This window comes from Fulvimarina fulva (assembly GCF_039652615.1).
Classification (GTDB): domain Bacteria; phylum Pseudomonadota; class Alphaproteobacteria; order Rhizobiales; family Rhizobiaceae; genus Fulvimarina.
Genome location: NZ_JBDJAC010000001.1, coordinates 495,651 through 515,261 on the forward strand (window position 1 = coordinate 495,651; position 19,611 = coordinate 515,261).

A 19,611-nucleotide genomic window follows, 5' to 3' on the forward strand; every position below is an offset into this window, starting at 1 on the left:
CCGGCCGCGAACCTAGATTGAGCCAACTATGCAGAGGGACCTCGGAGGCCCTCAGGCGTTCCGATAACGAACCGAGGTGGCGAAATGAGCACCGCGACACATTTGGGCGGCGCAGCCGATGCAGCTGCCTCGCAACTCGACGTCCTGGGCACGGCGGCTGACTGGGCGTCGAGCGGTCGCAAGCTGGCGCTGGCGACGGTCGTCGAAACTTGGGGCTCGGCTCCGAGGCCGACCGGCAGCCATCTGGTCATCGATCAGGAGGGGAATTTCGAAGGGTCTGTCTCCGGCGGCTGCGTCGAGGGAGCCGTGATCGCAGAGGCGATCGACGTCATCGAGACCGGGACGGGCAAGATGCTGGAATTCGGTGTCGCCGACGAGACCGCGTGGCGCGTCGGGCTGTCCTGTGGCGGCCGCATTCGTGTCTATGTCGAGCCGGTGACCTGATGCGCCTCGATATTCTCAAGACAGTCAATTCTGAGCGCGAGGCCCGCCGGGCCGTCGTAACGATCACCGATGTCGAGACCGGAGATCAGCGGGTCCTCCGCGAGGCGGACATTGCCTCCGACCCGATGGCCGAGGTCGTCGAGAAGGCCGTGAGGACCGGCAAGTCCGGTATGGTGGAGACCGGGAGCGGACAAAGCTTCGTCAACGTCTATCTGCCGCCGGTCAGGATCGTTCTGATCGGCGCTGTCCATATTTCGCAAGCGCTTGCGCCGATCGCGCGGGTGGCGGGTTACGACGTGGAAATCATCGATCCTCGCACCGCGTTCGCGACGCCGGATCGCTTTGCGGGCTTCCAGCTCGATGCCGAATGGCCCGATGTGGTGCTCAAGAAACGACCGCTCGATCCCTACACGGCGGTCGCGCTGATCACACATGATCCGAAGATCGATGATGGCCCGCTAATCGAGGCCCTGAAGACCGGATGTTTCTACATCGGCGCTCTGGGCAGCCGGAAGACCCACGCACGGCGGCTGGAAAGGCTGCGGGAGGCCGGCATCGCCGACCATATGATGGAGCGGATCGACGCTCCGATCGGCGCTGATATCGGAGCCGCGACCCCCGGAGAAATCGCGGTCGCGATCATGGCGTCGATCATCGAAGCCTTTCGAAAGCGCAAGATGTTCGCCGAGCAAAGGGGCGAGCAGGCGCCGCGATGAAATTCGGTGAAATCGCCATCGACGAGGCTGACGGGGTCATTCTCGCCCATGCGGTGAAAACGGACGCGCTCGACCTCAAGAAGGGCAAGAAGTTGACACCGGCGGATGTCGCAGCGCTTCGCAACGCTGGAATGACGAGCGTCATCGCAGCGCAGCTCGACCATGGCGATGTTGGTGAGGACGAGGCTGCGGCGCGAATTGCCGAAGCGATGGACGCACCCTTCCTCAAAGTCGGATCTGCGGCGACAGGCCGGGTCAATATCCATGCGGAACGTGCTGGTGTCTTCAGGCCGGACCGGCGGCTGATCGACGCCCTCAATGCCGTCGATCCGGCGATCACGCTCGCGACGCTTGGGGAAAACACCTCCGTCCAGCCCGGCCAGATGGTGGCGACGATCAAGATCATTCCCCTGGCTGTCTCCGGATCGGCCTTGGAAACGGCATTGAGCCTTCTTGAGCATGGAGCGGCTCTTCAGCTTTCACCCTTTGCCCCCCGCGACGTTGCCCTGATCCAGACGACCCTGACGGCCACGTCGACCAAGATGTTGGAGAAGACGCGCCGCGTGACTGCCGACCGGCTTGCCATGTCCGGGTCGCGGGTCGTGGAAGAAGTGCGGATCCCGCACCGCGTCGATGAACTGAGCGAGGCCATTGCTGCAGCCGCCAACAGAAGCGCCCTTGTCCTGGTCTTCGGCGCATCGGCCGTGATCGACCGTTGCGACGTCATTCCGGCAGCGATCGAGCGCGTTGGCGGTGTGGTCGACTATTTCGGAATGCCGGTCGATCCCGGCAATCTGCTTCTCATCGGTCGGGTTGGTGATACGCCGGTTATTGGCGCGCCGGGCTGCGCGAGGAGCCCGAAGGAAAATGGTTTCGATTGGGTGCTGGATCGAACAATCGCGGGCATGGAGGTGACCCCCAAATTGCTTCAGTCCTGGGGTGTTGGCGGCCTTCTTTCAGAAATCGAGACACGACCGAGACCGCGTCAGACCGCTCCGAAAGCAAAACCGTGCACCGTCCACGCTGTTGTGCTTGCTGCTGGTCGTTCCACGCGCATGGGCGACAAGAACAAGCTTCTGGCTGAGATCGCACCGGGTCTGCCGATGATCCGCCATGCCGTGATCACTGCGCTTGGCGCTGATTTGCTGGGCAAGGTTTATGTTGTTCTGGGTCATCAAGCGGCAGAGGTTCGAGCGGTTCTCGACGATCTCGCCGTTGAGTTCGTGACCAACACCCGATTTGCGGAAGGCCTTTCTACCTCCTTACGCGCTGGCTTTGCTGCTGCCGGAACCGCGAACGGCGTGCTCGTCATGCTCGGAGATCAGCCATTGCTGAAGGCGTCTGATCTCGATCGTCTGGCCCAGGAATTCAAACAGATGCAAGGCAACACCGTCGTCGCCGCAGCCGATGGGTCGAAGCGGCGAAATCCGGTCATCTTACCCTCGAACTGTCGTGAGGCTATTGAGGCATTGACCGGCGATCGAGGTGCCGCTCCGATCATCGACGCTATGGCACAGGCACCTGTGCTCATTGATATCGGGGAAGCGGCAAGCTTCGATACCGATACCCCTGAACGCTTCGAGGAAGGACAGAAGAGAGTGTCCGTATAAGATCGAAGCGCTGAATCAATATCTTCGCCGCTCTGTGAACCAACACAGGCGGCGATCTGAATTTATCGGCAATTTCATTCATGCGTGATTCGTATCGGGAGAATTCACCGGGTCGGCACGCATTTCATGAAAGGTTGATCACGGGCGAGCCATCTCGTCGATCAGCGCTTCCAGGGCCTTCTTGCGGTCGGACGCCAGTTTGTTGAACTTGCGCGCCATGCCGATGTCGCGCGGGCTTGGCCCAATGTCGCTCGGCTCGTTGTCCGCTTCATCGAAGAACCACTGGATCTCGCGCCCGAGAATGTGCGCGATCTGGTGCAGACGGCCAGCGGAAACGCGGTTGGCGCCGGATTCGTATTTCTGGATCTGTTGCCAGCTGATGCCCAGTTGAACGCCCAGCTTCTCGCGGGAAAGGCCTGCCATAAGGCGGCCGAGTTTGATCTTGGCTCCAACGCTCTTGTCGATATGAGAAGCCGCTTTCGTGTCGTACATTTTCTTATCCTTCGTTAAGTGCAGCCTGTCGGTTTGACTTGTGACAGCGAGCGTCCCTCTGCCGACTGGACTGAGGCATCCCTTAAGATGACGTCATAACACTTTTAGTCGTTTCGGAGTAGCACGATCAGCCCACCTCATAAGAGGGGCAGTCTGCCCGATCGCCCGAAACCGCTTGCCGTCATAGTAACGCTTACGACAACGTAAAGCGGCTTAGCTCCATTTAATCCCTGAAATCACGCCGCGCAACAAGATAGCACTTGAAACACACCATATTTTCCAGAGAATTACGGCTTCCGATGGGCATGGATGCTTAAATCCAAATTTCTGCGATGAACGGCGCCTTTGAGTTCTCGCAAAAAAATGTATCAAATTCAGAATTTAGTTGGCATAAGCGAGTATGGCTCACTCGATAGATTGAGGTTTGTCACAAATGTTAAAAGTTTTCCATATCTGATACAGTGCGACCCCTACCAAACGTTCGTTTCTAGGCTTGTAATATTCTTGATGATCGTGAATTTGCTGGTTGATGACAAGGTATCGTTCCTGCTCTGCAGATGAGAAGGCTTCTTCATTGCGGACTTGTCGCTCTGCTCTGGCCTTCTCCATGCTGTCGCGGATCGGCCGATAAAACCAAGGCATGTGGTTTTCAAACCAAGGCGCGCTGTCCATGATTGCCACTGTCACCGGAGCGATGTGAGAGAGAGCCAGATCTATATATCCCGGTAAGTATTTGTTCGTGCGCGTGATGACATCCAAAGCGGTCATGCGTCTTTGCGGCTCCATTTTTTCAAACCGAGACCGTTCGCGTCGAAACCGCGAGGCGATGGAGCTGAATATCAGCTGCACCCCGATGCTCGTTTGGGGGGCAGGTTGGTTCGATCGCGACGCGATTTTCTGAGCGTCGATCATATTGCCGTAAGACTAAGCCCGCTGACGCCGCTGTCTCTAAAATCTGGAGCGGGCGATGGGGATCGAACCCACGACATCAAGCTTGGGAAGCTTGCGTTCTACCGCTGAACTACGCCCGCCTACAGCGGGGACAATGATACGTCCCCCGGCGGGCGTCAAGCGGGATTGCGCCGTTAGCTCACGCGGTGCTGTCAGCTGGCGGAGAGTTGGGCCGCCTCTTGTGCGATCCTGGTAATTTCATCCCATGCGCCGTCCTTGATCAGGGTCTTTGGCGCAACCCAGGACCCACCCACGCAAACCACATTGGGCAAAGCCAGATAGTCGGGCGCATTCTCAAGCGAGACGCCGCCTGTCGGACAGAACTTCACGTTCTGGAAAACGGGCGCCAGCGATTTCAGATAGGCCATCCCGCCGCTTTGCTCCGCAGGGAAGAACTTGAGAACCCCATAGCCTTCCTGAATCATGGCAAGAAGCTCGCTCGGCGTCGAAGACCCGGGCAAAAACGGAATCTCGCTCTTCTTGGCGGTATCCAGCAGCTCGACGGTCGCTCCCGGCGAAACGATAAACTTGGCTCCAGCCTTGACCGCATTGGCGTAGTCGGCTGGCTTCAGGATCGTTCCGGCGCCGCAGATGGCCTCAGGCACATCGACGGTAATTGCCTCGATCGCTTCCAGCGCCGCATCGGTGCGGAGTGTGACCTCAATCGCTTTCAGCCCCCCCTTCGCGAGTGCGCGCGCGAGGTTCACTCCCTCCTCAACACTGTCGACGGCGACGACGGGGATCACGGGCTGGCCGGTCAGGATGGGGAGCAGGCGGTCGGTCTTCTGCATCGGTCACTCGAAGGTTGTGTGTGGCGTTATCAGCGACGGGCAAACCAACACGGCAATTGGCGTGCGTTACCCGACGCATACAAAAGGGTTGCTGATGCGTTGCGCGGCATCGCTTGCCGCTTGAAACTGCTGTCGGTCGCTTATGCGCGTCTTGCGGGCGCTCTGGCAAGGCTCGACGCAAAAGAGCTTTGAAACGGCGTGTGACGCGGGACAAATGAAAAGACCGGCTGCGATGGTCGCGGCCGGTCATGATTGATGTCCAATATTTTCGCTCGAAGTCAGCTTTATATCGCCGGACAAATGAGTGGACCCGCAGGTTAATTCTCGTCCGACGATTGGCTCAGGCGCTGCTCGGGCTCTCGGCGGCCTTATGAAACCGGCGGTTTCAAAGGCCCCTCGGTATTACCAGCCGCCGTTATAGGTGCGGTAGAAGATGTGCTTGCCGATCCGATCGACCTTTTCCATCGCGTTGGCCCAGCGCGGATGGACATAGTTGGCGTGATAATGGGTTGAGGAACCAACTGCGGTCAGCCACGTTTTGCCATAGGTGACATCATGAGCCACCTTCTCGGCACGTGCGTAGGACTTCTTGTCCGCGATACGATCCTTGATGCCGTCGCAGGCGAAAGAGAACTGGCAGCGATTGCGCCAGTGCTGGTTCTGATAGACGACGCCACAGATCGTATCCGGGAATGACGGGTTGCGAACGCGGTTGAGCATCACTTGCGCGACGGCTGCCTGGCCATCCGTGCTCTCGCCGCGTGCTTCGAAATAGATGCCGCGGGCAAGGCAGGCTTGTTCCTTCTCGGTGAAGGACGATTTCGGTAGAACTTTCGCAGCCCACTCATGGTCGTCTTCGCCAATTGGCGGAACGAAGGCTTCGGGCTGGTCTTTCAGGACCTTCTCGAAAAGCGAGGCCGCACGGCCGCGGTTCTTCTCTTCGCCAGAAGCTGCGTAGCCAAGGGCGAGACCCTGACGTGGCTGTAGGGCGGCAAGCAGCAGATTGTCGTTGGTGTTCCGAGAAGGCTCGATTGTCGGCGGACCGCTCAGGCGATAGTTCGCGGCAATGCGCGTCGCTTCGTCGGCGGTTTGTGAAGGCTGAGCGAAAGCAGTGCGGATGCGTGAATTGCCGCCGGATACCCGCGAGCCCATAATGGGCTCATCGGCGAATGAACCCGATTTCGCTACTGTCGCGAGATAGGTGTCACGGACCGACTTTTCGAAGACGCGGCCAGTCTTGCCGGACGCTTCGATCCGGTCGCCATCACTCATCAGAGCAAGCTCCTGAGCAATCGCTTCCTTAGCGAGCCTCAGCGGATCGTTGACCGTCGCTCCGATTTCGGAAGACGCCACCGCTGCGATCGTGAGCGCGGTGTCCGCGTCGACCGGAATATCGTTGAGCACCGCCTGCCAGCCGGAACCCGAAGTTGTGCCACCCTTGATCCCGGACACATCCTGCAGGCCGGCAGTCGCCGGAGCAATCAGTAGTGCCGCAACCGAAGCGACTGCGAATATCGCGGTCTTGGACATAAGCGAAGCGTTCCCCCGAACACTGCGCGTGCCTTCCACGCCCCCAAAATTCATTACGCCCCCGTAACTTCCTGGTTACACCTTACCAGATGTTTTCCAACATCCCCCAGTGATCTTGTTCTTTGGTTAACAGAACGTGGCGATTTTCAGGACGAGCGTTTCTTTTTCGAGGCGTAAGGGTTGTGAGGCTTGCGCAAACCTAGCCGGATTGGCACGCCCTTCAGGTCGAACGAATCCCGTAACCCATTGATTATATAGCGCTGATAGGAAGCGCCGATCGCCTCGGGCCTCGTCGTCGACAACATGAAGGTCGGTGGCCGGGTCTTTACCTGGGTCATGAATTTTATCGACACACGCCGACCCGAAACCGCCGGCGGCGGATGATGCGCTGTGGTTTTCTCAAGCCATTGATTGAGCTTGGCTGTCGAAACACGACCGTTCCAGATGCGATGGGTGTCGACGACGGCCGTCATCAGGCGGTCGAGCCCTTCGCCGGTTTCGCCGGAGATCATGACGGTGCGGATGCCGCGAACCTGCGGCAAAAGGCGCTCCGTCTTCTCGCGCAGCTCCTTGGCGAGTTCCTGCCGATCCTCGGCGATATCCCATTTGTTGAAGGCGATCACAGGCGCGCGGCCTTCTCGCGCAATGAGATCGACGATCGTGAGATCCTGTCTCTCGAAGGGGATCGTCACGTCGAGGACGATCACGACGACCTCGGCAAATTTCAGCGCGCGCAGCGCATCGGCAACCGAGAGCTTCTCCAGCTTCTCCTGAACCCGCGCCTTTCGCCTCAGGCCGGCCGTATCGAAAATCTTGAAGCGCCTGTTCCGCCACTCCCAGTCCACGGAGATCGAATCCCGCGTAATGCCGGCTTCGGGGCCCGTCAGCAGGCGCTCCTCGCCGAGAATGCGATTGATGAGGGTGGACTTTCCTGCGTTCGGACGGCCGACGATCGCCATCCGCAGTGGCTTCGTTTCGTCATAGGGCAGGGGCGTGTCGTCATCCTCGGGAACCGGGACGTCCGTTATCGCCTCATCAGGGTGCTTGGCCTCACGGTCGAACGCTTCGACGCCCAGGGCCTCGACGAGCGCGTCACGCAGGTCACCCATGCCTTCGCCATGCTCGGCGGAAATGGCGACGGGATCACCGAGACCAAGGGAGTAGGCGTCGAGATAGCCGCTGTCGGAATCGCGCGCCTCGGCCTTGTTCGCGACGAGCACGATCTTTCGGCCGGAACGCCGCGCGACTTCCGCGAAGTCCTGATCCTCGGGCGTAATGCCAGTCTTCACGTCGACCATGAAGAGCGAAAGGTCGGCTAGGCGGATCGCTTCCTCTGTCTGCTCCCGCATGCGGCCGGAAAGGCTCTCGCTATGGGCGTTTTCGAGGCCGGCGGTATCGACGATCTCGAAAGACAGGTCCATCAATCGCGCTTCGCCCGGCCGCCGATCGCGGGTCACACCCGGCTGATCGTCTACGAGCGCCAGGCGTTTGCCGACAAGGCGGTTGAAGAGCGTCGATTTCCCGACATTGGGGCGCCCGATGATGGCGATCGACACCATGGTTTTGTCTCCGATTGCCATGCGCCTGAGGTCGGGCACTGGCTCGCTATTGGTTGGTTTCAGTGCCCTGGTCGGCCTGAGGCTCTGGCAGAATGACGGTTTCGGAATCTGCGGCTGTGCCGGCCCCCGAACTGACGGCATTTCCGGATGTCTGACCCTCTCCGGTCTCGCTCCTCGTCGAGGCAGAGGCCGCGTCCGTATCCTGAGGGGTTGGGCTTTCAGCTGGTGCCGGCTCGCTGCTTTGAGAAGTAGATGGTTCCACGTTCGCGGGTGCTGGCGTCGTTTCCGGCGCCGATCCGATCTCGTCATTTGCGTCCTGCGTGCCAGATTGAGGGGCAGGCTCTTGTTCTTCGACGGGCGGGGAATCCGTGGTATCCGATTGAGCGTCGGATGTGTCGGTTTCCTCGGACGCAGCAGCCGGCTGCTCCTGCGAGGGCTGGTTCGCGTTGAGAAGCCCGATGATCAGACCAGCGCGCTGTGAAATCCCGCCTGGCGCATCGCCGGCATCGAGGATCGACTGGTAGAGATCCCGTGCGGTTTCCGTTTCGCCTGCCTTCCATGCTGCAAGGGCAATCGCATCGCGGGCTGCATAACGCAGCGGGTTGTCGTCGCCCGTCAATCGCTCGGCCCGTGCCCGAACATCGGTAAGGCTGCCCTGATCGACCAGAAGATAGGCCGCCCTGAGGTCGGCCATTTCCCGCATGCTAGAGGGTATGGAGCCGTCCGCAGCGACTTCGCCATATGAGGCAATGGCTTGGTCGATGCGTCCGGCCTGAGCCTCGGCATTGGCGATCGACATGCGAGCAAGGTCGGGATACGCACCCCAGCCATCCGCTGCGATGGCGCGAAACGCCTCGATCGCTGCGTCGGTGTCGCCGGCGGCGACGAGATCCTGTGCCGCCAGATAGCGATCACCGCTCGCATTCGCTTCAGCGATTGAATAGCGCTCCCAGCCGACATAGGCGACAGTCAGCAGGATTATGGCCACGATGACCGAAATGATCACCGTGCCGAAGCGCGTCCAGATCGACTTTATTCGATCCTGGCGCAATTCCTCACTTACTTCGCGAAAGAAACTCTCGTCGCTCATCGCCTCACGCTCTTATCGTTATGCCGCATTGCCACCGTTCGAGGCGTTTTCAGCTTTTCGAGGCGTCTTCTAACAAGTTTTGTGGCTCAAGGAAGAGCGGAGCGGCTTTATCCGACGGGAGCAACCCCGAAGAGCCATCTATGAAGCCCCATAACGAAGATCGCCGTCGCGACGAGACCGACGACGATTGCGATGAAGTCGCCCGTCACCGTAACGTCTTTAGAAGCGACCGGCTGCGGATTTCGCCGGACTGCCGCGACGTAGTCGAGGACAGCCCAGGCGAGGAACGCGCCGAAGAGGACCACGTCAGCGACCATGCCGTTTGCGAGAAGATGGCCCGTTGCCCAGAAGCCGACGCCCAGCACCATCGGGTGACGGGACAGGCGCTTGATATGGCCGGCCGGTCCATAGGCAGCAGCCACGAGCACGAAACCGATGGGAACGAGGATGAGGGCGAGGTGGGACAAGCCCGCTTGCGGCAAATAGAGAACGCCCCCTGCAGCCTTTGCCGCCGGGTACCCCTGACCGATCAGGATCAGGCCGGCGAGCGAGATGACAGCGTAGGAACCCTTGTAGGGCATCTCCCCGATCCGACTGATCAGCGCGTGTCTTGGCCCCTCTCCGACGATGCGGATAGAATGCATGCCGATGAAGATGATGAGGCCTGCAATCAGCCAACTCATTCGGGCGTCCCTTCCAGTCTGTGAGCGCGTGCACAATAGCACGCATCCGAACTGCGCGATCGATCGGCGACAATTTCCCGCAGTCTGTTTATAGCTCACCGCGATGACGCAGAGGCGGGCCATTGTCCGTCAGGCGAATCCTAGTCGCCTGCGTAGGCGAGCACGGAATTCGCATGAGGTTCACTCGCACGTGGACCCTGTCAGGAAACGAACACGTTTTGGAGAGGAACCCAGATGGCCGACCAGACAGCGCTTGGGGCGGTGGCGATATATTGCGGCTTGAACGTCGCGATCCTGTTCTGGATCTCTCTTGCTATCGGACGCATCCGCATTCGCCATCAAATCCTGATCGGTGACGGCGGCAACGATCATCTGGCCAAGGCCATGCGGGGTCATGCCAACGCCATCGAGATCATGCCGATGACCTTGCTGGCTCTGACGCTGGCAGCTCTGCTCGGTGCATGGCCCTGGGTCATCCACGTTCTCGGTCTCTCGCTGACGATCGGCCGCGTCCTTCATGCTCTTCATTTCACCATCGCGAAGGCGCCGCTCTGGCAGCGGATGGCCGGTTTCGGCATGTCGATGGCAGCCATGCTCGGTTCGGCGGCAACCGCATGCTTCATGGGAATCATGTCATTTTGAGATAGGCCTGAAAACCGGCCTCGCTCGGTTCGCACTGATGGGCGTTACAATCCGCATAAACGACTTCCGTCGAAGCGCCTTGATCATCTGCGGGTGACCGGCGAAGCGTTCGGCATCGAAACTTGCCATTCGATGCAAATTCGTTCCTGATTTGATCTCTTCTGTTAACCGAACTCTGCTATCTTCCCGGTCATGGAGGCGAATCAAATCATCCAGTGGCTTGCTGCCGACCACTTCACGGTTGGTCCGATCGCCTTGAGCGGTATCTCGCTGGTCTTTGCCGGCTTGGCGGCGCTTCTCTTCTTGCTATGGACGAAAGCACTGCGCAGGGTTCGCTGGTTCAGGGCGGCGCTAGATTCGTCAGGTCACGGTCCTGATGGTCTCAATGCAATGCTGCGTGCCCAATCCGAACTTTCTGGCCGCCTGCAGACAATGACCGATGTGCTGGGAGCGCGGCAGGCCGAACTCACCACGACACTCGCCGGGCGTCTCGACGGGCTGACGAATTCCGTCGGGCGCTCCATCATGGCGACGGGCTCCCAGACCAATGACTCGCTGTCGGCCCTTGGTGAGCGTCTCGCGGTCATCGACGATGCGCAGAACCGGATCGGCCAGCTCGCCAGCGGCATTGCGAAACTTCAGGACATACTGGGCGACAAGCAAAGCCGCGGTGCGTTTGGCGAACTAAGGATGCAGACCATCGTGGCGGATGCGCTGCCGGCAAACGGCTACCGCATGCAGGCGACGCTATCCAACGGCAAGCGGCCAGACTGCCTGATCGAAATGCCGAACGGTGCGCCGCCGCTTGTCATCGACGCAAAGTTTCCGCTCGACGCATACGCCGCACTAAGCGCCGCCGAGACGCCCGAGGCCAAGCAGTTTGCCATGAGCCGAATGCGTCGCGATATGGATGTTCATATCCGCGCGATCTCCGCCAAATATCTGATCCCGAACGAAACGCTCGACACCGCCTTGATGTTCGTGCCGTCCGAGACCGTGTTCGCGCTGTTGGGCGAGCGCTTCCCGGACATCGTGCAGAAAGCGTTCCGGGCGAGGGTTGTCATCGTCTCACCGACACTGCTGATGTTGTCGGTTCAGGTTATTCAGAACCTTCTGAAAGATGCCCGCGTGCGCGAGGAAGCTGGGCGCATTCAGAAAGAGACGCAGTTTCTCGCAGAAGATATCGCGCGGCTGGAGGAGCGGGTCAGCGCCCTCAAGACCCATTTCGGCCGCTCGGCGAGGGATATCGACCAGATTCTGGTTTCGACCGAAAAAATCGTGCGGCGGGTCGATCGGATCGGCGACTTGCCGCTTCATGACGAGGCGACCCAAAGGAAGGATGCCGCGGAGTAAACATCACAGTTTTGTGATGGAAGCCGAACAAATAGCGGAAACAGGCGCATACTCGGGGTATCGACAGCTATTATTCCCCAGAAAAGCAGCTTATCCTTACCGGGAGGTTAATTTTTCCGGGATCGAAATGGCGCTGTCCGACGTTGCTACGCCAACTATCCGATCCTGAGGGGGATTTAAAATGCGACGCGCAGCGCGGACACTGTTGACGGCGATCAGCTTGGCCCTAGCGCCAGCTGTCGTACTCACGGCCCCTGCACACGCCATCGGCTTGGCGGAAGCATACAATTCCCAGACCGATGTCGATTTCCGCCAAGGTCTGCAGATCCGTCTTGCCTGGACCGGAGACTATCAGGGCTCCTTCGACGGCATCATTGGTCCTCGCTCCTTGCGTGCCATTCGCGATTTCCAGGCCCGTCACGGCATGGAACCGAACGGCGTCATCTCCGACGACATGCTTGTCCAGCTCGTCAACAAGTCCGATTCGGTCCAGAACCGCCTCGGCGTTGCGTTTGCTGACGACGCGCTGACGGGCGCGCGGATGCTGATCCCGTTCAACCGTGTTGTCGACTCCGGTGCGACCGACGTTGGTAACCTCTGGCGCTCGGAGGACGGCCGCCTGGAAGTGGAGACGGTTCGCGTTGCCGATACGGGCCAGACCTTGAAAGGTCTTTACGATGTCCTGATGACCGAGACGGACACGCGCAGCGTTTCAGACTCCGAATTCACCCCAAACTGGTTCCGCGTTTCCGGTGTGGACGCCGGCCGTCACTACCTCATGCGTTTCGAGGTCGGTTCGAAGAGCAAATTCGATCTCCGCGGTTTTTCCGTGTCCTTCGATCCTGCGATCGATGACGAGGTCAAACCCTTCCTCACCGTTGCCTCGGAGCTTTTCGAGCCCTTCGCACTCGAGCCCCGCCAGCCGCTTCTCGCAAGCCGCGAGGATCGCCCCTTCAGCGCGATGGTCGAGCGTCACCGCGCCGCAAGTGAGCCGCGTGATGGTCGCTATGCGCTCGCATATGCCGATCCGTCCCAGCCCAACATGTTCGCGATGCCGCCTGCGGAAGGCTCGGCGGCGTTCTCCGAGCGCAACCCGGATGATGTCGATTTCGATATGGCGGGTTCCGGCTTTGCGGTGTCGAAGGACGGCTGGATTCTGACGAACGCCCATGTGGTGAACGCATGCAACGCGGTTCTCGTCAGCGGCAAGGGGCGCATCATCGATCGGATGATCGATAGCGAAAACGATCTCGCGCTCGTCAAGGTCGACGGACGTTTCGAAAAGACCCTCAAGGTGTCAGCCGACAAACCGCGCCTCGGCGAAGACATTCTTGCCCTCGGGTTCCCGCTCCGCTCGATCCTCGCCGACTCGCTCAATGTGACCCGCGGCAACGTCTCCTCGCTGCTCGGGCTGATGAATGATCCGCGCTACATGCAGATCTCAGCGCCGGTTCAGCCGGGTAACTCCGGTGGGCCGCTGATCGATCTGGCGGGCCGTGTGGTTGGCGTCGTCACCGCTAAACTCAATGCGGTCGCCGTGGCTGATGCGACCGGCGACATCCCGCAGTCGATCAACTTTGCGATCGAGCCGAACGCCGTCTCGAAATTCCTCGATGCTAACGCGGTGAAGTACGAGGCTGCGGATGCCGGCGCATCCTTACAGAGCGTTCCGGATGCTGTTGCCGAGGTGAAGGATGCGATTTTTCCGGTTCTTTGCCTCGACGAATAACCGTCTTCACGACATGGCATGACTGGTAGAGCCGCGCGAGATATCTCGTGCGGCTCTTTGTCGTGCCAGTGAAATGCAGAGCCTCGGTGGCAGCAGAGCCTCGGTGGCACAGGCATGTTAAAAGGGAACAGGCGGCCGCCCCTTCGTGTTTCCAACGTAAGAACGTTCAACCTTATCAGGAAGCGAGCAATGCCCGACCTCAGCACAGAACCCAAAATGATGCGTTCGCAGCAGGACAAGGATACGCCCGAGCATCTCTCCGAAGACGAAACGCGCAGTGCCATAGCGCGTAGCGATGCTGATTCTGAAAGCCGCAAGGACCGCGAAGCCTCCAAGGCCGGCACGGCAACTTATCAATCCGAACAGCAGACCGCGATCTTCGAGGAAAACAGGCACGGCAATAACGACGGCCCCGGCGACGGAGAAGAAAAGACCGCCGCCAGCCATGCTGACGATGCCGACGACAGGGAGGAAGGTATGGCAAGTCGGGGTCGCTCCCGCCTCTGACGACCCCGATCCAGCACCGCGAGCGCTGGCTCGGTAGGCGCGCTGCGCCTCAGGATATCGCCGACGCTCAGAGAATCTTCTGCAAAAACGCGGTGAGATCGTCGGTCACGAAGTCGATGTGACTGCCGTCCCGGCCCTCGTGCTCCCAATAATCGCCGAAGGTCGTCTCGAAATTGCGCGGGACGACCAGAATTGTCTTCATCCCAAGCATTTTCGGCACGGTGAGGTTCTTTGCGAGATCTTCGAACATCGCCGCGTGCTCGACCTCGATGTCATGGAGACCGACAAACTTGTCGTAAGTTTCGGCGGCGGGTTTCGGCACAAGGTCCGAGGCGACGATATCGAAGATGTCCTCGAAATGATCGAGGACGCCGAGTTGCTTGGCAGCCCGTTCCGCATGGCCCCGATCGCCATTTGTAAAGATGAACTTGCGGCCGGGCAGGGCGGCGATCGCTTCGCCGAGATGCGGATTGGGCTCGAGCCAAGAATAGTCGATGTCATGGACGAAGCTTAGAAAAGCATCCGGGTCGATCTCCCGCTCGGCCATGAGTCCGCGCAATGTCGTGCCATGGCGTCTGTAGAGGTCCTTCTGGATGGTCCTTGCTTCATCCCTCGGCAAGCTCATCAAATCGGCGATATAGGTCGTCATCCGCTGATCTATCTGCGAGAAGAGATCCGAGTGGCGCGGATACAAAGTGTTGTCGAGATCGAAAATCCAGTCGCGAACATCTGCAAACGTGGTTCTGTCTGCTTCGGCGGTGACGGCCGTGTGGGTGCTTGTATTCATTCGTCCTGTCGCTGGTTGGATGTCGTCGGACCCTGAGTGTTTAGGGTCGCACGGAAAGGTTCATAATGTGGATCGAAATCACCGTCGCCGCGGCATTCTTCCAAAATCTTCGATCCGCTCTGCAAAAGCGACTGAAGGCGCAGCTTTCGACGACGGGAGCAACCTTCGTCCGCTTCGGCTTTGGTCTGCCCTTCGCGTTGATCTATCTCTTGATGCTGGAAAGCTTCGGATTCAAGACGCCCGCCGCCAATATCGTCTTTGCTGGATATGTGGTCTTTGCGGCAATCGCCCAGATAGCAGGGACGGCGCTTCTGGTGCTCGCCTTTTCCTATCGCAATTTCATGGCGGCAACCGTCTATTCTAAGACCGAGCCGATCATCGCTGCGCTTTTCGGCTTTCTCATTATCGGGGATAGGTTGAGTACGGTCGGAATATGGGCGATCGTCATCGGACTTGCAGGCGTTCTTTTGCTTTCGTTCGGCGGAACCGGAAGCATCCGCCAGATCATCAAGCCCTCGGCCATGCCCTCAGCCGTGATCGGTCTTTCTTCGGGTGTCGGCTTCGCGTTTTCCGCCATCGGTGTGCGCGGTGCCGCACTCGCGCTTGAAAACGCCGAGCTGGTCGTGTCGGCCGCGATGACGCTGGTCTGCGTCATCTCTCTGCAGACCGTCCTCATGACAGGGTTCATGCTGGCCTTTGAACGCCACACAATTGGTGCCATCGCAAGAAATTGGCGGGTTTCCCTCCTGGCCGGTTTTTGCGGGGCCGCCGCTTCCATCGGCTGGTTCACCGCGATGGCGATGCAGCCGGTGGCGCTGGTCAAGACGGTTGGTCAGAGCGAACTCCTCTTCGCCTATGCTGCATCCCTGTGGTGGTTCCGGGAAACCATCTCACGAACCGAGCTTATGGGCTGCGGGCTCGTGCTCCTCTCGGTTCTGCTGCTCATCCAGTTCGGCTGAGACGCTTAAAGCGTCTTACGGAACAATGAGCGTTCCGGCGCCATGTTCGGTCAGGAGTTCCAGAAGCACCGCATGACGCGTCTTTCCGTTGAGGATGACGACGCCCTCGACACCCTTGTCCAGCGCATCGATGCAGGTTTCCACCTTCGGGATCATGCCGCCCGAAATCGTCCCGTTGCGGATCAGCCCCTTGGCTTCGCTTACGCTCAATTCCTTGATGAGCTGACCCTTGTCATCGAGAACGCCGGGTACGTCGGTCAGGAAGAGAAGACGCGACGCGCTGAGTGAGCCGGCGATGGCACCGGCAAACGTATCGGCGTTGATATTGTAGGTCGCCCCATCCCGGCCGGGTGCGACCGGCGCGATGACGGGGATCATTTCCGAGCGCGCGAGAAGATCGAGCAGGGTGCGGTCGACCTCCACAGGTTCGCCGACAAAACCGAGATCGAGAACCCTCTCGATGTTTGAGTCCGGGTCCACAACCGTCTTTGTCGCCTTCTCGGCGAAGACCAGATTACCGTCCTTGCCGCACAGGCCGATGGCCCATTCGCCCTCGGCGTTGATCATCGCAACGATTTCCTTGTTGATCGAACCGGCCAGAACCATTTCGACGATCCGAACGGTCTCGGCATCGGTCACCCGAAGTCCCCCTTCGAAGCGCGACTCGATGCCCATCTGGCTCAGCATGCGGCCGATCTGGGGGCCGCCGCCGTGCACGACGATGGGGTTGACGCCGGATTGTTTGAGTAGCGCGATATCGCGGGCAAAGGCCCGGCCGAGTGCCGTATCTCCCATGGCGTGACCGCCATACTTCACGACGACGTTCTTATTCTCGTAAGCCTGCATATAAGGCAGGGCTTCCGATAGGAGACGAGCCTGGGTTTCGGCATTGTACATGGCGGAAGGGTTATCGCTCATCATCGTCTCTCGTTCGTCATTGCCGGGCCTTGATCGCGAGTCCATCACACGAGCGGCCCACCTTGGTTCCGGCGTGGTTCTAGCGGGAAAAAGGGACCGACTGAACCCGTCGCGAAAGAAGAGCCGACGTCATCAAACAAAAACGCGGGACGGAACGCCGCGCTGGCTCCCCGGGCTCGCTGCACCAGTTGCCTGACATGATCGAAAGACAGGGAGCCGAAGATGATAAACGAAAACGGGATTATTCGTTCCGGCGCTGCAGCCATGATGACGATGGCCGCGACGTTCGCGTTCGCTGCCGCCATGCTGGCGCCAGCAGCATTTGCGCAGGAAGCTGATCTCGAAGCGGCAAAAGAAGACGGGGTGCAGCTTCTCATGCGCCATGCGATCGCGCCCGGAACTGGTGATCCCGCCGATTTCGAAATCGGCGACTGCTCGACCCAGCGAAATCTCTCCGACGAAGGCCGTAGTCAGGCAAGGGCGATAGGCCAGCGTATCCGCGATGTGGGTATCGAGGTCGACGTCGTCCTCACCAGCCAGTGGTGCCGCTGCCGCGAAACCGCGGAACTTTTAGGTGTCGCTCCGGTCGAAGATGCACCGTTTCTCAATTCGTTCTTCCAAAACCGCGCGGCCAGCGAAGCCCAGACCGAGGCCGCGCGCGAGCGCATACGGCAACTCGTGGAGACCGGACGCAAGGCCGTGCTGGTGACCCACCAGGTGAATATCACCGCGCTGACCGACATTTTCCCCGCTTCCGGTGAAATCATTCTCGTTGCCACCGAAGAGGATGGCTCGATCGAAACACGGGGTTCGATCGAGCCCTGAACGCGGCTACTGGCGGACGGCGTTTTCGATACCGTCGATCGCCGAGGCGTCTTCGATGGTCGCCGGTATATCGAAAGCGCTTCGATCGACGATGGCCTTCATGGTCCGCCGCAGCACCTTGCCGGACCGTGTCTTCGGCAGTTTGTCGACGATGATCACGCGCTTGAAGGCTGCGACCGGCCCGATCTCGTCGCGCACCCGCTTGATGACGTCCGCTTCGAGACTGTCCTTCGTTGCCTGGTCGGTCTCCTTCAGGACGACGAAGCCGCAGGGAACCTGGCCTTTCAGCTCGTCTTCCATACCGATAACCGCGCATTCCACCACGGCAGGATGGCTCGCGACGACCTCCTCCATCTCGCCGGTCGACAGGCGATGGCCGGCGACATTGATGACGTCGTCCGTCCGGCCCATGACGAAGAGGTAGCCATCCTCATCCATGTATCCGGCATCGGCGGTGGAATAGTATCCGGGGAACTCGGCGAGATAGCTCTCCTTGAAGCGGTCGTCCGCATTCCAGAGCGTCGGAAGGTTGCCGGGCGCCAGGGGCAGTTTGATCGCGATCGCGCCCATTTCGCCGCGAGGCACTTCATTGGCTGATTCGTCGAGGATCACGAGGTCGTATCCCGGCATCGCGACGCTGGGACTGCCACGCTTGATTGGCAGAAGTTCAACACCGCGTGGATTGCCAGCGATCGTCCAGCTGGTCTCGGTCTGCCACCAGTGGTCGATGACTGGTCGGCCGAGCTTGTCTTCCGCCCATTTCACGGTTTCCGGATCGGCGCGCTCCCCAGCTAGATAGAGCGCTTCGAATTTCGACAGATCATACCGACCGATGAGGACGCCGTCCGGGTCTTCCTTGCGTACGCCGCGAATGGCCGTCGGGGCGGTGAAAAGCGTCTTGGCGCCGTGTTCTGAGATGATGCGCCAAAAGGTGCCGGCATCGGGCGTTCCGACGGGTTTGCCCTCGAACACGATCGTCGTCGCACCTTTCAGCAGTGGTGCGTAACAGATGTAAGAATGCCCGACTATCCAGCCGAAATCGGAGGCCGTGAAGAAGACGTCGCCTTCGTCGATGCCGTAGATCGCGCCCATGGACCATTTCAGGGCGACCATATGGCCACCATTGTCGCGCACGACGCCCTTCGGCTTTCCCGTCGTGCCGGACGTGTAGAGAATGTAGAGCGGATCGGTCGCTTTCATGCGCTCGCAAGGCACCTCGCGCCCGCCATCGATTTCTGCGTGGTATCGATCGCGAAGCGAGGCCCAGTCATAGTCTCGACCATCAACGAGATCGCAGGTCAGTTCCGCGCGCTGGAGGATGATCGTCGCTTCGGGTTTTGAGCTTGCGAGGTCGATCGCCTTGTCCATCAGCGGTTTGTATTCGACCTTCCGCGTCGGCTCGATGCCACAGGAGGCCGACAGGATCAGCTTCGGCTTGGCGTCGTCGATGCGCTTGGCAAGCTCGCTTGCCGCGAATCCGCCGAAGACGACCGAATGGATCGCACCGATCCGCGCGCAGGCCAGCATGGAGGTGAGCGTTTCGGGGATCATCGGCATATAGACGACGACGCGGTCACCTTTCTCGACGCCGAGATCGCTCATGGCCGCCGCCAGCGCTTTCACGTCGCGCAGGAGCTGAAAATAGCTGATCTTCTGCTTCACGCCGGTCACGGGTGAATCGTAGATCACAGCTGTCCGCTCGCCATTTCCCGCCTCAACGTGGCGGTCGAGAGCATTATGGCAGGTGTTGCAAACACCATCGGGAAACCACCGACCGTAGACGCCGAGCGTCTCGTCGAAGGCGATGGTCGGTTTCTCGAACCAATCGATCGCCTCGGCCTGCTCGAGCCAGAAGCCGTCGGGATCGCTGCGAGAGCGCTCGAAGATGTCTCTGTAAGCTCTGGTCATTCAGATGGTCCTCCCAAACCGGTTCCGAAGGCGGATGCCGCAACCGGCATACAAACGCGTCGGAGAGACAATAGCGCTCCCATTGAGCGCGAAAACCAGAACCTTGTTACGAGAGCA

At 59.8% G+C, this 19,611-nt stretch carries 19 protein-coding genes and 1 tRNA gene; 9 read left to right on the plus strand and 11 right to left on the minus strand.

Features of this window, described 5'->3' with window-relative positions; translation table 11 throughout:
- Window positions 1-84: 84 nt before the first annotated feature.
- The 3 genes from ABDX79_RS02290 to ABDX79_RS02300 are packed head-to-tail and all read left to right on the plus strand — an operon-like array spanning window position 85 to window position 2,770.
- Entirely contained in the window at window positions 85-444 is a 360-nt protein-coding gene (locus ABDX79_RS02290; RefSeq protein ID WP_346218628.1) for an XdhC family protein, read from the plus strand.
- Window positions 444-1,160, plus strand: coding sequence for an XdhC family protein (locus ABDX79_RS02295; RefSeq protein ID WP_346218629.1), 717 nt, complete (start codon window positions 444-446; stop codon window positions 1,158-1,160). The genes ABDX79_RS02290 and ABDX79_RS02295 overlap by 1 nt, the downstream gene beginning before the upstream one ends.
- Window positions 1,157-2,770: a molybdopterin-binding/glycosyltransferase family 2 protein gene (locus ABDX79_RS02300; protein WP_346218630.1), complete on the plus strand. Its 1,614-nt coding sequence runs from the start codon at window positions 1,157-1,159 to the stop codon at window positions 2,768-2,770. The genes ABDX79_RS02295 and ABDX79_RS02300 overlap by 4 nt, the downstream gene beginning before the upstream one ends.
- A 138-nt stretch (window positions 2,771-2,908) precedes the next feature.
- Here the strand turns inward: ABDX79_RS02300 and ABDX79_RS02305 are convergent, their stop codons facing one another.
- The 8 genes from ABDX79_RS02305 to ABDX79_RS02340 all read right to left on the minus strand — a co-directional run bounded on the left by ABDX79_RS02305 (window position 2,909) and on the right by ABDX79_RS02340 (window position 9,866).
- On the minus strand, window positions 2,909-3,262 hold the full coding sequence (locus tag ABDX79_RS02305) for a helix-turn-helix domain-containing protein (protein WP_346218631.1): 354 nt from the start codon (window positions 3,260-3,262) through the stop codon (window positions 2,909-2,911).
- Window positions 3,263-3,667: 405 nt separating this feature from the next.
- A complete protein-coding gene (locus tag ABDX79_RS02310) occupies window positions 3,668-4,030 on the minus strand; it encodes a hypothetical protein (protein ID WP_346218632.1) in 363 nt (120 codons plus the stop codon).
- Between the two features lie 188 nt (window positions 4,031-4,218).
- Window positions 4,219-4,293, minus strand: a tRNA-Gly gene (locus tag ABDX79_RS02315).
- 72 nt (window positions 4,294-4,365) lie between these two features.
- On the minus strand, window positions 4,366-5,004 hold the full coding sequence (locus ABDX79_RS02320) for a 2-dehydro-3-deoxy-phosphogluconate aldolase (protein WP_346218633.1): 639 nt from the start codon (window positions 5,002-5,004) through the stop codon (window positions 4,366-4,368).
- Between the two features lie 402 nt (window positions 5,005-5,406).
- Window positions 5,407-6,534 (minus strand): cell wall hydrolase, encoded by a 1,128-nt coding sequence (locus ABDX79_RS02325; protein ID WP_346218634.1) that lies wholly within the window; start codon window positions 6,532-6,534, stop codon window positions 5,407-5,409.
- Window positions 6,535-6,680: 146 nt separating this feature from the next.
- Window positions 6,681-8,093 carry a ribosome biogenesis GTPase Der gene (der, locus tag ABDX79_RS02330; RefSeq protein ID WP_346218635.1) on the minus strand — a complete coding sequence of 471 codons (1,413 nt, stop codon included), beginning with the start codon at window positions 8,091-8,093 and terminating at the stop codon, window positions 6,681-6,683.
- Between the two features lie 46 nt (window positions 8,094-8,139).
- Window positions 8,140-9,183: a tetratricopeptide repeat protein gene (locus ABDX79_RS02335; RefSeq protein ID WP_346218636.1), complete on the minus strand. Its 1,044-nt coding sequence runs from the start codon at window positions 9,181-9,183 to the stop codon at window positions 8,140-8,142.
- A gap of 107 nt (window positions 9,184-9,290) precedes the next feature.
- The gene (locus tag ABDX79_RS02340; protein ID WP_346218637.1) at window positions 9,291-9,866 is read right to left on the minus strand and encodes an NnrU family protein; all 576 of its coding nucleotides are present in this window, start codon (window positions 9,864-9,866) and stop codon (window positions 9,291-9,293) included.
- Between the two features lie 234 nt (window positions 9,867-10,100).
- Between ABDX79_RS02340 and ABDX79_RS02345 the strand changes: the two genes are divergently transcribed.
- The 4 genes from ABDX79_RS02345 to ABDX79_RS02360 all read left to right on the plus strand — a co-directional run bounded on the left by ABDX79_RS02345 (window position 10,101) and on the right by ABDX79_RS02360 (window position 14,097).
- The gene (locus ABDX79_RS02345) at window positions 10,101-10,508 is read left to right on the plus strand and encodes an MAPEG family protein (protein WP_346218638.1); all 408 of its coding nucleotides are present in this window, start codon (window positions 10,101-10,103) and stop codon (window positions 10,506-10,508) included.
- 192 nt (window positions 10,509-10,700) lie between these two features.
- Window positions 10,701-11,861, plus strand: coding sequence for a DNA recombination protein RmuC (locus tag ABDX79_RS02350; RefSeq protein WP_346218639.1), 1,161 nt, complete (start codon window positions 10,701-10,703; stop codon window positions 11,859-11,861).
- 271 nt (window positions 11,862-12,132) lie between these two features.
- Window positions 12,133-13,590 (plus strand): serine protease, encoded by a 1,458-nt coding sequence (locus tag ABDX79_RS02355; protein WP_346218640.1) that lies wholly within the window; start codon window positions 12,133-12,135, stop codon window positions 13,588-13,590.
- Window positions 13,591-13,779: 189 nt separating this feature from the next.
- Entirely contained in the window at window positions 13,780-14,097 is a 318-nt protein-coding gene (locus ABDX79_RS02360) for a hypothetical protein (protein WP_346218641.1), read from the plus strand.
- Between the two features lie 67 nt (window positions 14,098-14,164).
- Here ABDX79_RS02360 and ABDX79_RS02365 read toward each other — a convergent pair whose 3' ends face one another.
- Window positions 14,165-14,884 (minus strand): pyrimidine 5'-nucleotidase, encoded by a 720-nt coding sequence (locus ABDX79_RS02365; protein WP_346218642.1) that lies wholly within the window; start codon window positions 14,882-14,884, stop codon window positions 14,165-14,167.
- A gap of 65 nt (window positions 14,885-14,949) precedes the next feature.
- Here ABDX79_RS02365 and ABDX79_RS02370 point away from each other — a divergent pair, with 65 nt between their 5' ends.
- Complete coding sequence (locus tag ABDX79_RS02370) at window positions 14,950-15,843, plus strand: DMT family transporter (protein ID WP_346218643.1); 894 nt, start codon at window positions 14,950-14,952, stop codon at window positions 15,841-15,843.
- Between the two features lie 15 nt (window positions 15,844-15,858).
- Here ABDX79_RS02370 and argB read toward each other — a convergent pair whose 3' ends face one another.
- Complete coding sequence (gene argB / locus ABDX79_RS02375) at window positions 15,859-16,761, minus strand: acetylglutamate kinase (protein WP_346218887.1); 903 nt, start codon at window positions 16,759-16,761, stop codon at window positions 15,859-15,861.
- A 222-nt stretch (window positions 16,762-16,983) separates the two neighbouring features.
- Here argB and ABDX79_RS02380 point away from each other — a divergent pair, with 222 nt between their 5' ends.
- Entirely contained in the window at window positions 16,984-17,586 is a 603-nt protein-coding gene (locus ABDX79_RS02380; RefSeq protein WP_346218644.1) for a histidine phosphatase family protein, read from the plus strand.
- A gap of 6 nt (window positions 17,587-17,592) precedes the next feature.
- Here the strand turns inward: ABDX79_RS02380 and ABDX79_RS02385 are convergent, their stop codons facing one another.
- On the minus strand, window positions 17,593-19,494 hold the full coding sequence (locus ABDX79_RS02385) for a propionyl-CoA synthetase (RefSeq protein ID WP_346218645.1): 1,902 nt from the start codon (window positions 19,492-19,494) through the stop codon (window positions 17,593-17,595).
- Window positions 19,495-19,611 lie beyond the last annotated feature (117 nt).

What these genes read in the sequence shown, in the direction of transcription:
- ABDX79_RS02290 (WP_346218628.1), top strand. Translation starts at nt 85, where the DNA reads ATGAGCACCGCGACACATTTGGGCGGCGCAGCCGATGCAGCTGCCTCG.
- ABDX79_RS02295 (WP_346218629.1), top strand. Translation starts at nt 444, where the DNA reads ATGCGCCTCGATATTCTCAAGACAGTCAATTCTGAGCGCGAGGCCCGC.
- ABDX79_RS02300 (WP_346218630.1), top strand. Translation starts at nt 1,157, where the DNA reads ATGAAATTCGGTGAAATCGCCATCGACGAGGCTGACGGGGTCATTCTC.
- ABDX79_RS02305 (WP_346218631.1), bottom strand. Translation starts at nt 3,262, where the DNA reads ATGTACGACACGAAAGCGGCTTCTCATATCGACAAGAGCGTTGGAGCC.
- ABDX79_RS02310 (WP_346218632.1), bottom strand. Translation starts at nt 4,030, where the DNA reads ATGACCGCTTTGGATGTCATCACGCGCACGAACAAATACTTACCGGGA.
- ABDX79_RS02320 (WP_346218633.1), bottom strand. Translation starts at nt 5,004, where the DNA reads ATGCAGAAGACCGACCGCCTGCTCCCCATCCTGACCGGCCAGCCCGTG.
- ABDX79_RS02325 (WP_346218634.1), bottom strand. Translation starts at nt 6,534, where the DNA reads ATGTCCAAGACCGCGATATTCGCAGTCGCTTCGGTTGCGGCACTACTG.
- der (WP_346218635.1), bottom strand. Translation starts at nt 8,093, where the DNA reads ATGGTGTCGATCGCCATCATCGGGCGCCCCAATGTCGGGAAATCGACG.
- ABDX79_RS02335 (WP_346218636.1), bottom strand. Translation starts at nt 9,183, where the DNA reads ATGAGCGACGAGAGTTTCTTTCGCGAAGTAAGTGAGGAATTGCGCCAG.
- ABDX79_RS02340 (WP_346218637.1), bottom strand. Translation starts at nt 9,866, where the DNA reads ATGAGTTGGCTGATTGCAGGCCTCATCATCTTCATCGGCATGCATTCT.
- ABDX79_RS02345 (WP_346218638.1), top strand. Translation starts at nt 10,101, where the DNA reads ATGGCCGACCAGACAGCGCTTGGGGCGGTGGCGATATATTGCGGCTTG.
- ABDX79_RS02350 (WP_346218639.1), top strand. Translation starts at nt 10,701, where the DNA reads ATGGAGGCGAATCAAATCATCCAGTGGCTTGCTGCCGACCACTTCACG.
- ABDX79_RS02360 (WP_346218641.1), top strand. Translation starts at nt 13,780, where the DNA reads ATGCCCGACCTCAGCACAGAACCCAAAATGATGCGTTCGCAGCAGGAC.
- ABDX79_RS02365 (WP_346218642.1), bottom strand. Translation starts at nt 14,884, where the DNA reads ATGAATACAAGCACCCACACGGCCGTCACCGCCGAAGCAGACAGAACC.
- ABDX79_RS02370 (WP_346218643.1), top strand. Translation starts at nt 14,950, where the DNA reads ATGTGGATCGAAATCACCGTCGCCGCGGCATTCTTCCAAAATCTTCGA.
- argB (WP_346218887.1), bottom strand. Translation starts at nt 16,761, where the DNA reads ATGAGCGATAACCCTTCCGCCATGTACAATGCCGAAACCCAGGCTCGT.
- ABDX79_RS02380 (WP_346218644.1), top strand. Translation starts at nt 16,984, where the DNA reads ATGATAAACGAAAACGGGATTATTCGTTCCGGCGCTGCAGCCATGATG.
- ABDX79_RS02385 (WP_346218645.1), bottom strand. Translation starts at nt 19,494, where the DNA reads ATGACCAGAGCTTACAGAGACATCTTCGAGCGCTCTCGCAGCGATCCC.